General features: G+C 69.8%; 12 protein-coding genes. 4 read left to right on the forward strand and 8 right to left on the reverse strand.

Translation table 11 applies throughout. The annotated features are described in order from the left end of the window. Positions 1 to 36: 36 nt before the first annotated feature. On the reverse strand, positions 37 to 1020 hold the full coding sequence (locus tag ABT294_RS15960; protein ID WP_350806364.1) for a hypothetical protein: 984 nt from the start codon (positions 1018 to 1020) through the stop codon (positions 37 to 39). 90 nt (positions 1021 to 1110) lie between these two features. On the opposite strand from ABT294_RS15960, the gene ABT294_RS15965 reads away from it, so the two are divergent. From ABT294_RS15965 to ABT294_RS15980, 4 genes are all read left to right on the forward strand, one after another. Continuing rightward, a complete protein-coding gene (locus ABT294_RS15965) occupies positions 1111 to 1575 on the forward strand; it encodes an RDD family protein (protein WP_350806365.1) in 465 nt (154 codons plus the stop codon). A gap of 296 nt (positions 1576 to 1871) precedes the next feature. Beyond that, a complete protein-coding gene (locus tag ABT294_RS15970) occupies positions 1872 to 3632 on the forward strand; it encodes an alpha/beta fold hydrolase (protein ID WP_350806367.1) in 1761 nt (586 codons plus the stop codon). A 331-nt stretch (positions 3633 to 3963) separates the two neighbouring features. Then, positions 3964 to 4608: a TetR/AcrR family transcriptional regulator gene (locus tag ABT294_RS15975; RefSeq protein WP_350806370.1), complete on the forward strand. Its 645-nt coding sequence runs from the start codon at positions 3964 to 3966 to the stop codon at positions 4606 to 4608. After that, a complete protein-coding gene (locus tag ABT294_RS15980; protein ID WP_350806371.1) occupies positions 4586 to 5524 on the forward strand; it encodes a glycoside hydrolase family 113 protein in 939 nt (312 codons plus the stop codon). Before ABT294_RS15975 ends, ABT294_RS15980 begins: the two co-directional genes overlap by 23 nt. On the opposite strand, the gene ABT294_RS15985 is transcribed toward ABT294_RS15980, so the two are convergent. The 7 genes from ABT294_RS15985 to ABT294_RS16015 all read right to left on the reverse strand — a co-directional run bounded on the left by ABT294_RS15985 (position 5521) and on the right by ABT294_RS16015 (position 11588). Further along, positions 5521 to 6285: a class I SAM-dependent methyltransferase gene (locus ABT294_RS15985; RefSeq protein ID WP_350806373.1), complete on the reverse strand. Its 765-nt coding sequence runs from the start codon at positions 6283 to 6285 to the stop codon at positions 5521 to 5523. The genes ABT294_RS15980 and ABT294_RS15985 overlap by 4 nt on opposite strands. Further along, the gene (locus tag ABT294_RS15990; protein WP_350806374.1) at positions 6286 to 6966 is read right to left on the reverse strand and encodes a DUF4191 domain-containing protein; all 681 of its coding nucleotides are present in this window, start codon (positions 6964 to 6966) and stop codon (positions 6286 to 6288) included. Between the two features lie 202 nt (positions 6967 to 7168). Next, a complete protein-coding gene (lipA, locus tag ABT294_RS15995) occupies positions 7169 to 8098 on the reverse strand; it encodes a lipoyl synthase (protein WP_350806375.1) in 930 nt (309 codons plus the stop codon). A 55-nt stretch (positions 8099 to 8153) separates the two neighbouring features. Further along, positions 8154 to 9131 (reverse strand): M48 family metallopeptidase, encoded by a 978-nt coding sequence (locus tag ABT294_RS16000; RefSeq protein ID WP_350806376.1) that lies wholly within the window; start codon positions 9129 to 9131, stop codon positions 8154 to 8156. Positions 9132 to 9188: 57 nt separating this feature from the next. Then, positions 9189 to 9881, reverse strand: coding sequence for a lipoyl(octanoyl) transferase LipB (gene lipB / locus ABT294_RS16005; protein WP_350806378.1), 693 nt, complete (start codon positions 9879 to 9881; stop codon positions 9189 to 9191). Positions 9882 to 9919: 38 nt separating this feature from the next. Beyond that, a complete protein-coding gene (locus tag ABT294_RS16010; RefSeq protein ID WP_350806379.1) occupies positions 9920 to 10657 on the reverse strand; it encodes a Type 1 glutamine amidotransferase-like domain-containing protein in 738 nt (245 codons plus the stop codon). Between the two features lie 37 nt (positions 10658 to 10694). Next, entirely contained in the window at positions 10695 to 11588 is an 894-nt protein-coding gene (locus ABT294_RS16015) for a TIGR01777 family oxidoreductase (RefSeq protein ID WP_350806380.1), read from the reverse strand. Positions 11589 to 11648 lie beyond the last annotated feature (60 nt).

The following is an 11648-nucleotide window of genomic DNA, read 5'->3' on the forward strand; positions in this document are numbered from 1 at the left end:
GTGGTGTCTCGTTTGTTTCGCACGTGTTAAGCAGGCTCACGTCCCCTTGGACACGCCGCAGTCGCCGTGGGTGTCCCTGTCGAGATCGTAGGGGTCCTGGGGGAGGCCCTTCCCGGACACCTTGTCCGGTGGGGAGTCGGGATACTCCGGGTGGAGGTAGCCGTCCTTCACGTCGCAGCGCGCGGGGGTCAGCTCGGTCCCCCAGCGGTGGAGCCAGGTGACGACACCGTCCGGACCGTGGGCGAACCGCACCTGGGCGCGGTGGTGCGCGACGATCCGCACCGTGGAGGCGGGTTGTCCCGGCCGCTGGACGGCGTAGACGACCAGGTAGTTCACCTTGGCCTGCACAGCGGTGCGGCTCCGCTCCTTGACGACCGACAGTTTGGTCGTGCCGTGCACCTTGATGGTCTTGCTCGCCAGCTCGGCGGTCTTCGGCGCGAAGCTGATCACCCAGGCCCGCGTGTTGAAGCGGCCCTTGCCCGGCTTCCGATAGTCCAGGTTCTTCCAGAAGAAGGAGCGCTGTTCCGGGTCGAGGGCCTTGGCGAACGCCTCCGGCCTGCCGCCCATGAGCGTCTTGGGGTCCAGGAAGGCCGCCACGAGCAGGTCGCGGGTCCGCTTCAGGCCCTTGGCCACCTCCTTCTTGGACAGCCCGCCGAGCGCCTTGGCCTTCGGCATGGCGAAGCCGGACGCGCCCTCGGCGTACTTCTCCGCCGGTGAGCCGGCGAACGGGCCGGGGGCGGGCTCCTCGGCGGGGGCGGGAGTCACGGGCAGGGTCTCCTCGGGCACCGGGCCGGCCGTAGGCCCCGGATCGGGGGTCAGCAGGTCCGGACGGAACACCATGACCGAGGTCGCGGCGGTCAGCACCGCGACCACCAGGCCGATGGCGAGCGGCCACCTGCGGCTGCGCCGGGGCTGCCGGGGCGGGCGCGCCGCCTTGGTGGCCGCCGCGGTCATCCTGCGCTGTTCGTCCGCGTCGAACTGCGAGATCAGCTCCTTGAACCGTCCGTCGAGATCATCCACGAGGAGACATGATGCGGGGCGAATTGCGGGGGTTGAAGCGCGATTGGGTCACAATCGCGACCGCGGGTCCCGCCGGATACCGTTGAGGGCATGAGCAGGAGCAACGAGCCGCGCTGGACGCAGACCTGGCTGGGCGGCATCAGGTCCGCCGGGGTGGATCTCGGCTACCCCGGCCAGCGTCTGGGGCTGCCCGAGGAGGGCAGCGGCGCGATCGCCGGATGGGGCAGGCGCATCGCCGCCCTGGTCATCGACTGGATGATCTGCACGTGGGTGGTCGTCCAGCTCCTGCTCAGGATGAACCCGGCCGAGGCGCCGTGGGCGCCCGTCGCCGTCTTCGCCGTGCAGTACCTGCTGCTCGTCGCCTTCATGGGGCAGACGTTCGGGCACCGGCTGGCCGGGATCAGGGTCGCGGCGATGGACGGCGGCAACCCGCGGCTGCTGCCGGTGCTGGTCCGTACCGTGCTGCTGTGCCTGGCCGTGCCGGCGCTGATCTGGGACCGCGACCACCGCGGGGTGCACGACCGGGTGTCCAACACCATGGTCGTCCGCATGTAGGACCGTCCGCGAGGGCGTTGACAGCGCCGCCGCGATCTTCTGTTGCCAGCGTTGTCAGCAGGGTCTCCTCCCTCGAGACCGGCGACCCGCAGCCCACCTGGGTGAACACCGTCGAGCACGGCAAGAAGGCCGAGGGCGGCGCGAAACGCCTTTGAGGTTGTCGCGAGCTGCCGTCCCTACCTTGATCAGCGCGTCGAGATCATCCCACGGTCGCTGACAGCTCTGGGAGCAGGCTCCCAGGGGGAATCCTCCACGAGGCCGAAGATATCCGGCGCACGGGAGACGAAGCTATCGGCATGATCGCAAAAGCCTTGGGATTTGCACTGGCCGCGGCCCTGTTGCCCGGCACCCCAGCCGCTTCGACCGACCTGCATGACTGCCGCAATGCGGCCACGCGCTGCGACGGCAGCATCGATGTCCCCCTCGATTGGGAGAATCCCTCCTCCGAGCGCATTTCCGTGGCCTTCGCCTGGATTCCGGCCAAGGAAGCCGACGGCACCGTGGTAGCCAATCTCGGCGGGCCAGGGCGGACTCTGTCGACCATACCCGAGATGCAGCAAGCTCTCGGACCTGTGCTCGAACGCAAGAACCTGCTGGTCATGGACCCGCGCGGAATGGGGAAGTCCTCGCCGCTGCTCTGCCCGGGAGGCGGCATCGACAAGCCCGAGACCATCGCCGCCTGCGCCAAGAGCGTGGGGCCGCGGGGCGCGTACTTCACGGCTGACCAAGCCTCGCACGATCTTGACGCGATTCGGAGGGCGCTTGGTCTGGGCAAAGTCAGTTTCTACGGCAACTCCTACGGCACGCTGTACGCCCAGGCATACGCCGCTCGGTATCCAGACAGCCTGAACGCGATCTTCCTGGACAGCTCTGTGATCGTGGACCGCGCCGGATACGCGAGCTGGAAGGACTACTGGTCCAGGTTCCGCCAACTCGATCTCGTCTGTAAACGGTCGACGGCGTGCGACGCGTTGCCGGGCACGGCCTCCGACACCTGGACTCGATTGGTGGACCGGTTGCGGGAGCGGCCCGATCCGCAGATGTCAATGTTCCAGACCTTCGCTCTCAGCCGGGTGTCTGAACCAGTGTTCGGCCGGGAGGCCACTGCGGCCGCGGACGCCTATCTGCGCGGCGACCCGGCTCCGCTTCACCGCCTGGCCCGGTTGATCCCCGCGACGCTTCCACCGGTCAGTGATCCGGATTTTGCCGGGTATCTGGGTTTTCGCTGCGGCGACGGTACCTTCCCCTTCGACCGCCTGGCCTCGGCGGCCGAACGCCAGGCCCAGGCCGAGCGCTACTACGAGCGGGTACGCCCGCTGGCGCCCAATCAGATCAGCGACATCTTCCCTGGGATCGGCAGTGTGGAGCCGTGCATCAACTGGCCGACTCCGCGCCACAGTCCGCCTCGCCCGCCTGGACAGGCGCTGCCCGCCGTGCCCGTCCTGGTGATGGCCGGGGAGCTTGACATCAACAGCCCCGCCGAGGTGGCCCGATCGCTGCGGGCCTTTCCGAACGCGACCGTCGTGCGGGTCCCCTTCGGGCCGCATGGACTGACCGCGTCCGCCTCGCCGATGGGTGATTGCGTGCGCGGCATGCTGCGCACCTTCCTGACCACCAAGCAGGTGACCGACCAGAAGTGCACCGGCGAGAACTATCGCGCCCTCGGCGCCTTCCCCCAGACCGTCGAGGATGTGCCGCCGTATCCAGCCCATGAGCTCAGCACCGCCCAGCAGCGGGTGCTCGCGGCCACCTTCGCCACCGCGTCGGACGCCACCGCCCGCCGCAACCCCAACAGCAACGTCTACACAAGAGTGCAGAACGAGCCAGGGCTGCGCGGCGGCCAGGTCACCTTCGGCCAGGACATCACCCTCGACGAGGCGCGGTTCGTGCGCGACCTGTGGGTCAGCGGACCGATCAAGCTCACCCCTGACGGCCACGCCACCGCCACCCTCACGGCCGAGACCGGCGGACGCACCCACGAGGTGACGCTGACCTGGACGGCGTTCTCCACCCGCCCATCCCTCTCAGGCACCTTCGACGGCATCCCCTTCGACTAGCTGCCACGCCACGGCTCTCGGCTTCAGCGCGAGGGCGGTACTGCCGCGCGTTCGGGATGCGCTGCGTGGACGTAGCGCATCGCCGTGCCGACCGAAACGCCGAAGACGCGAATGAGGTGGACGGGGTCGGCCGGTTGCGGCTGGACCGGCAACGCCCGTCCCGTGGTCGCCGCCAGCACCGCTGACCTGCACAGGAAACGCCCCGGAACCCGCCGGCAACGGCCTCGCCAACACGGTCGGCGGGCCTTCGTCGGGGCAGTGCGGGGGGTCCTGACGAAGTAAAAAGCGTACCGGGTTTAAAAACAAACCCGGTACGCTTTATGCTGTTCGCATGATGGCGGGGCTCAGGGAGCGGAAGAAGGAGCAGACGCGGCAGCGCATCTGCGAGGTGGCGCTGCGGCTGTTCGACGAGCGCGGCTACGAGGCGGTGACGGTCAACGAGATCGCCGAGGCGGCCGGCGTCGCGAAGGTGACCCTGTTCAACTACTTCCCGACCAAGGAGTGCCTGGTCCTCAGCGGCATCGAGGAGGACTACGCCCGGATCGTGACCGAACGGCCGCCGGGCCAGTCGCCGCTCGACGCCTTCCGCGCCCACTACCGGGCGATGGCCGCCGGCGGCCCGGCAGAGGCCGACGTCGGCGCGCTGCTCGTCCGGGTGCGGGTGATCACCGCCAGCCCCGAGCTGATGGCCGGCGTCCACAAGTCCCACATCGGCCAGCGGTACGCGCTGGCAGCGGCACTCGGGGCCACCACGGGCGCCACCACGGGCGACGTGACGGCTCACCTCATGGCCGCCCAGATCACCGCCTCCATCACCACGCTCCAGGAGACGTTCTTCCACCGGCTGACGTCCGGGATGCCCATCGAAGAGGCCGGGCGGCTCCTGGCGCAGGAGGTCGAGGTGGCCTTCGACCTCCTGGAGCACGGCTTTTCCAGCAGACGAGGGGAAGATTGTGAAAAAGGGAATCAACTATGACACCGGGTTCCTGCCCGGAGCGGACAGCAGCCGCAAGGTCTTCGACGTCGAGGACGTCCGGCGCGACATGCGGGTGATCGCGGGCGAGCTGCACTGCACCGCCGTCCGCGTCTCGGGCCGCGACCCCGAGCGGCTGGGCGTCGCGGCCCAGGAGGCCGCCGCGGCCGGTCTCGACGTCTGGTTCGCGCCGTTCCCCGTCGACCTGAAGCCGGACGAGATGCTCCCCCTCTACGCCGAATGCGCCCGCCGGGCGGAGGCGTTGCGGCGCGGCGGAACCGAGGTCGTGCTCGTCACCGGCTGCGAGACCAGCGCCTTCGGCCACGGCTTCATACCGGGCGACAGCTACGGCGAGCGCCTCGACGCGATGATGAAGGCCGACATGGAGTGGTGGCAGTCGATCGGGCGCACGCTGGTGCCGAGCTTCAACGCCTTCCTCGCCGAGGTCGCCGAGACGGTCAGGCCGCTGTTCGGCGGCCGGTTGAGCTACGCGTCAGGCCCGTGGGAGTTCATCGACTGGAGCCCGTTCGACGTGGTCGGCGTCGACGCCTACCGCGCCGCCTACAACGCCGCCGCCTTCACCGAGGAGGTTCGGGCCCACTTCAAGCACGGCAAGCCGGTGGCGGTCACCGAGTTCGGCACCTGCGCCTACCAGGGGGCGGGGGAGCGGGGCGGCAGCGCCTGGGTGGTGCCCGACGGCGCGGTGCGCGACGAGGGCGAGCAGGTCCGCTACCTCACCGAGCTGCTGGACGTCTTCGAGCAGGAGGGCGTCGAGGCCGCCTTCTGGTTCACCTTCGCCGGCTTCAACCGGCAGGGCGAGGACGACCTCGGCTCCTACGGCGTCGTCAGGATGATCGACGACTCCCGGTGGGAGCCGAAGGAGGTCTTCCACGCCATGGCCGCTAGGTACGGCCGCTAGGTACGCGCGCAGCTGAAGACGGCGGTGCCCGGCAGGAGCCGGCCGCGCAGCGGGCTCCACCCGCCCCACACCCGCTCGTGCCCCTCCGGCCACTCCGGCTCCAGCAGCCCCGTGACGGTCAGCCCCGAGGCGACGATCAGGCCGACCCAGTCGCCCATCGTGCGGTGGTGCTCGACGTAGCTGACCGTGCCGTCCTCGTCCCGCTCGGTGTACGGGGTGCGGTCGAAATAGGAGCGGTCTGATGTCAGCCCGCGCGGGCCCGGATCGTCCGGGAACGCCCACCTGATCGGATGGCTGACCGAGAACACGAACCGGCCGCCCGGCCTGAGCACCCTGCGCACCTCGCGGAACACCGCGAGCGGGTCGGCCACGAACGGCAGCGCGCCGAACGCCGAACACACCAGGTCGAAACGGGCGTCGGCGAACGGCAGGGCCTCGGCGTCGGCCTGCACGACGGGGACGTGCAGGCCGGTGTCCAGGTCGATGCGCTGGGAGTGGCGGAGCTGCCGGTGCGACACGTCGAACGCGGCCACCCGCGCCCCCTGAGTCACCAGCCAGCGCGCGCACTGCGCCGCGCCGCAGCCGATCTCCAGCACGTCACGCCCGCGCACCTCGCCGAGCAGGCGGGCGTCGGCCTCGTCGACGCCCTCGGGGCACCAGACGAAGCGCGCGTCGCCGAGGAACTCGCCGTGCTCCACCTGGTAGTCGTCGGCGTTGCCGTCCCACCAGCCGCGGTTCGCCCGTGACGACTGCGACAGCATCTAGCGCATCTTGGGGCCGCGCGGGATGCGGGCGCCCTTGGGCATCGGGCCCTTGGGCATCGGCATGTTCTTCGGCAGCGACCCCAGGCGGTCCTTCACCTCGTTCACCGCGGGCTTCTTCAGGTTGCGCGGCAGCTTCATGATGTGACGCTGCAGCTTGGCCAGCGGAATCTGGCCCTCACCGTCGCCGCACTGGATGTCGTAGATCTCGATGCCCAGCACCACCCTGGCCACCCGCTTCTTCTCGGCCGCCAGCATCCGCGCCACCCGGTTGCCCGGGCCCTCCGACACCAGCACGACACCCGGGTGGCCGACCAGGAGGTGGATCAGATCCTGGTCGCGGTTGACCGCGATGGCAGGGGTGACCTGCCAATTGCCCCGCATGCCCTGCAGCACCGCCGCGGCGGCGCCGGTCTGGCCGTGCAGGATCGAGTACTGCGCCTTCTGCGCCAGCTGCCCGAACACCACGAGGCCGACGGTGAAGGCCGCGAGCACGCCGAGGAACACCGAGTACCACAGGTAGTCGGTGACCAGACCGATCACGACCACCAGAGCCAGCGTGCCGACCGCCGAAAGGAAGACGATCGGCAACCCCTTCGGGTTGGACTGCTTGATGATCTGAGCGATCATGCGGAGCTGCTTGATGCGCCCCGGCTTCTCTGGGTCCTCGGACTTCGCCATGTTGAGAAGGATACAAACCAACTAGTCGTGTAAGGAAAACGAGACCTGGCCCAACACCGAGATCCACCGACGGCGCGCCATCGGGGTGCGTCCCACTGAGAGGCCGTCCCTCGGATGGAGGGACGGCCTCTGTGAGAGGGCGCGCAGACGTCGGCGAGAGCGGGAGCCTCACAGGAGCCCGCCCGGGGCGGGAGCTGCGGCCTCAGGCCGTCTGGCGGGCCTCGATGGCCTGCTTGTAGAGCTTGCCCGCCCGGTACGACGAGCGGACGAGCGGCCCCGACAGGACGCCGGCGAAGCCGATCGCCTCCGCCTCGGCCTGGAGCTCGACGAACTCCTCCGGCTTGACCCACCGATCCACCGGGTGGTGGCGCGGCGTCGGGCGCAGGTACTGGGTGATGGTGAGCAGGTCGGTGCCGGCGGCGTGCAGGTCGCGCATCGCCTCGACGATCTCCTCGCGCGTCTCGCCCATCCCGAGGATCAGGTTCGACTTGGTGACCAGCCCGGCCTCGCGAGCCATCGTGATCACGTCCATCGACCGCTCGTAGCGGAACGCGGGACGGATCCGCTTGAAGATCCGCGGCACCGTCTCGACGTTGTGCGCGAACACCTCGGGCTTGCTGGAGAAGACCTCTTCGAGCTGGTCGCGCTCGCCGTTGAAGTCGGGGACGAGCAGCTCGACCCCGCAGCCCGGCAGCAGCGCGTGGATCTGCCGCGCGGTCTCGGCGTACAGCCAGGCGCCGCCGTCGGGCAGGTCATCGCGGGCCACGCCGGTCACGGTGGCGTACCGCAGGCCCATCTGCTGGACGGACTCGGCCACGCGACGCGGCTCGTCCCGGTCGTACTCCTGGGGCTTGCCGGTGTCGATCAGGCAGAAGTCGCAGCGGCGGGTGCACTGCTCGCCGCCGATGAGGAAGGTCGCCTCGCGGTCTTCCCAGCACTCGTAGATATTGGGACAGCCCGCCTCTTCACAGACCGTGTGCAGGCCCTCCCGACGCACCAGCGATTTCAGCTCGGTGTACTCGGGGCCCGTCCTCAGCTTGGTCTTGATCCACGGGGGCTTGCGCTCGATAGGGGTTTCGGCGTTACGCACCTCCAGGCGGAGGAGCTTTCGGCCTTCAGGAGCAACGGTCACGAAAACAGCTTACGTCTCGCGGGAACCTGGCTCCGTCGGGGGTCAGCGTCAGGGGTCAGCTGATGAGCCCGAAGCCGCGGATCGCCCTGGTGTAGTGCGCGAGCAACTCGTCGTCGATGCGGGCGGACTCGGCCGCGCCGAGCAGCTCGGAGCCGGGCGGGGTGGTGAGCACGCCGTTGTCCGTCAGCAGGCAGTCGGCCAGCGCGCCGTCCCTGATCGACGGGACGCCCTCGCCGCGCAGCGCCGCCGCCTGAATCGGCACCAGGTACCGCCTGCTCGCCACCAGCTCGTCCAGTTCGGCCAGCTCGTCCGGTGGCAGCACCAGCTGCGCCAGCGCCGTCCGCCGCTGTCTGCCACGGCTCTCGCCCGAACGGGCCAGCCGCCTCAGCGCGTACTCCAGCAGCAGGACGGGCCCGCCGAGCACGCGGCCGAAGATCCGGCCTATGAGGCCCACGGCCTCGTAGGCGGTGCCGGGGTGGTACGCGCCGACCGAGGACATGGCGATCTTGGTCTGCGCCTCGTCCCGCACCTTCGACGGCTCGGCGCCGAGCAGGCTCTCCCGCCACTCGCCCAGCGTGAACAGCGCGCCGTTCACGATGATCTGCTCGCCGGTCGGCGTCTCCGCGTACGCGCAGGCCAGCAGCCCGGCGCGCTGGCGCGGCGTCAGCGCCAGCCACAGCGGCAGGCCCACGACGAGCACGGGGGTCCTGAGCGGCCCTGCGCGGAAGTAGTGCGCGGACGGCTCCAGGTCCCTGATCGCCACCTTCCTGGGACGCTTGACGCCGACCTTGTCGGCCACCCGCTCGGCCGCCGCGTACAGCTCCTTGGCCGAGGAGCGGTCGAGCACCTCGGCGTCGGCGGGCAGGCGTCCGAGGCGTGGCCGCAGCGCCCAGCCGATCGCGATCAGCACGCCGCCGATCAGCCACCCCCCGAACTCGGCGTTGATCACGATCGTCCAGCCGCCCAGGACGACGAAGGCCAGCGTCAGCGCGTGCACGAGCAGTGCCAGGACCAGAGCGATGAGGCGTTTCACGACCTGATGGTAAATGTGGGGAAGGCCGGTTATCCCGCTTACCAGATGCCGATTCGGTTACCTGCGGAGCAGGTCTTCCTCGTGCATCTCGAAGGAGTGCATGCCCAGCGCCTCGGCCAGCCGCTTCTCGGCGATCGGCATGACCTCCTCGGCCACGATCCGCCTGCCGGTCTCGGCCGAGAGCGAGGAGACGCCCACACCCGGGATGCCGCAGGGGACGATCCGGTTGAACCACCGCGGATCGTTCGCGCAGTTGAGCGCGAAGCCGTGCATGGTGACGCCGTTGGAGACCCGGATGCCGACCGCGCCCAGCTGCCGGTCGGGCAGGCCGAGCGTGGTGTCTCCGGCCGCCCAGACGCCGCCGCGGCCCTTGGCCCGCCTGGCGGTGACGCCGAAGTCGGCGCAGACCTGGATCATCGTCTCCTCGAGGCGGCAGATGTAGTCGATCACGTCCGTGACGCCGACGATCGGGTACGCGACGAGCTGGCCGGGACCGTGCCAGGTGACACGCCCGCCGCGGTCGACGTCGACCACCGGCGTGCCGTCGGCGGGCCGCTCCCCGGGCAGTGTGCGCTTGCCGGCCGTGTAGACCGGCGCGTGCTCCAGGAACAGGACCGTGTCGGTCAGTTCACCCGCGACCCGCTTGCCGTGCACCCAACGCTGGAGTGCCCAGGCCTGCTCGTAGGGGACGTCGACACCGAGGCGGACGATGGCCAGTGCGTGGGGATCGTCCCCGTGGATGGGGCGCATGTGCCAATTGTGCCGTTCCCTCACCCATCCAGGGTAATTCAGGAAGTCAGCAGCCGAGGCTCGATCCTGAACTCCTTGGCCCCTCCGGCGCCGTCGTGCTCCACCTTGTAGGCGTACCCGCCCGGCTCGGCGGTCACGGCCTGGATGAACTCGGTGCCGACGTAGTGCAGCGCGACGCCCTCGTCCGCGGCGTAGCCGTCGGGCAGCTCGCCGCTGGCCACCGACGCCTGCAACAGCGGCCTGCGCTGCGGCTCGGCGTTGTAGTGGACGCCGCACGAGTACGGCAGGAACGCCAGCCCGTCGGCCCAGACGCGCAGGTCGGGGCCGAAGGAGTCGGTGTTGCCGCCCACGTGCCAGCACAGCGCGCCCGCGCTCTGCCCGGACAGCACGACCCCGGCGCGCCAGGCCTCCTCGAACGCCTCGTCGAGCCCGTGCAGCCGCCACAGCGCCATGAGGTTGGCCACGCTGCCGCCGCTGACGTAGATCATGTCCTGCTCGAGCATCCACGCCTGCGGATCCTCGACGTTGGGCATCGGGAACACGGTCAGGTGGCTGAGCTCGACGTCCCAGCCGGCGAACGCGCCGTACATCTTCAGCAGCCACTCGGAGCTGTCGCCGGTGGCGGTGGCGAGCAGGCCCAGCTTGGGACGGTCCTGGCCGGTCAGGTCGAGGCCGTAACGCAGGAGCGGGCTCGCCTCGATGAAGCCGAAGCGCTTGGACGGACGGAACGAGCCGCCGCCGATGGCAAGGATGTGCGACTGGCCTGACCTGGTCATGTCGGTATCTCCCGCGTGGTGAAGGACGAACGGCACACTAGAGTACGGCCCGTAGCGCCTCGTCGAGACCGGTATGCGTGAAGCCGTACGCGCTGTCCAGGAGCTTTGCTGGCGAAATGCGGTGACTTGACAGCAAACCTTCCCGAGCGAACTCACCCAGCCCGAGGCTCAGCGCGAAAGGCGGCACGGGCATGGGCAAGGTCCCTTTACGCATCGCTTTTCCGAGGGTTCGGGTGAAATCCACGTTCGTGATGGGTGAGGGCGAGGTCAGATTGACCGGCCCGGATATTTCCCGATTTCTCAGGATATGAAGGACGGCCCGGACCCAGTCGTCCTCGGTGATCCAGGACCACCACTGCCGTCCCGTCCCGAGAGGGGCCCCGAGCCCGAGGCGGAAGATCGGCAGCATCCGCCCGAGAGCGCCGCCCCGGCTGCTCAGCGCCAGCCCGGTGCGCAGCTGCGCCGCCCGGACCCCGAGCTCCCCGACCGTGCGGGCCTCGCCCTCCCACTGCTCGCACAGGTCGGAGAGGAATCCCGTGCCCTTCCCGGCCTGCTCGTCGATGACGGTGTCGCCGGTGTCGCCGTAGAAGTCCACGCCGGACGCCGACACGAACACCTCGGGTCGCCGCGCGACCTCACGCATCGCCCGGACCAGCGTCCGCGTGCTCTCGACCCGGCTGCGCACCAGTTCCCGCTTGTAGGCGTCGGTCCAGCGCCGGTCGGCGATGGGCGCCCCGGCGAGGTGCACCACCCCGTCGGCCCCGTCGAGCACGGACGGATCGAGAATCCCCTCGGCGGGCTGCCAGAACGCCTCCTGCGTGCCCTGAGGGGCGCGCCGCACCAGCCTGACGACCCGCTCCCCCTCGCCCTCCAGCGCGCGAACCAGGGCGCTCCCGAGCAGCCCTGACGCCCCCGTCACGATGATCGTCATGCCCTCACAGTACGCCGCCGGCCCGCCATCCCGAAGGACGCGGCGCGGCGCCCGCCACCC

This window comes from Nonomuraea sp. NPDC000554, assembly GCF_040300065.1.
In the GTDB taxonomy this organism is placed as follows: domain Bacteria; phylum Actinomycetota; class Actinomycetes; order Streptosporangiales; family Streptosporangiaceae; genus Nonomuraea.

Excerpts from the sequence above, each read along its gene's own strand:
- ABT294_RS15970 (WP_350806367.1), top strand. The coding sequence starts at position 1,872 with ATGATCGCAAAAGCCTTGGGATTTGCACTGGCCGCGGCCCTGTTGCCC.
- ABT294_RS15985 (WP_350806373.1), bottom strand. The coding sequence starts at position 6,285 with ATGCTGTCGCAGTCGTCACGGGCGAACCGCGGCTGGTGGGACGGCAAC.
- ABT294_RS16010 (WP_350806379.1), bottom strand. The coding sequence starts at position 10,657 with ATGACCAGGTCAGGCCAGTCGCACATCCTTGCCATCGGCGGCGGCTCG.
- lipB (WP_350806378.1), bottom strand. The coding sequence starts at position 9,881 with ATGCGCCCCATCCACGGGGACGATCCCCACGCACTGGCCATCGTCCGC.
- ABT294_RS16015 (WP_350806380.1), bottom strand. The coding sequence starts at position 11,588 with ATGACGATCATCGTGACGGGGGCGTCAGGGCTGCTCGGGAGCGCCCTG.
- ABT294_RS15975 (WP_350806370.1), top strand. The coding sequence starts at position 3,964 with ATGATGGCGGGGCTCAGGGAGCGGAAGAAGGAGCAGACGCGGCAGCGC.
- ABT294_RS15990 (WP_350806374.1), bottom strand. The coding sequence starts at position 6,966 with ATGGCGAAGTCCGAGGACCCAGAGAAGCCGGGGCGCATCAAGCAGCTC.
- ABT294_RS15965 (WP_350806365.1), top strand. The coding sequence starts at position 1,111 with ATGAGCAGGAGCAACGAGCCGCGCTGGACGCAGACCTGGCTGGGCGGC.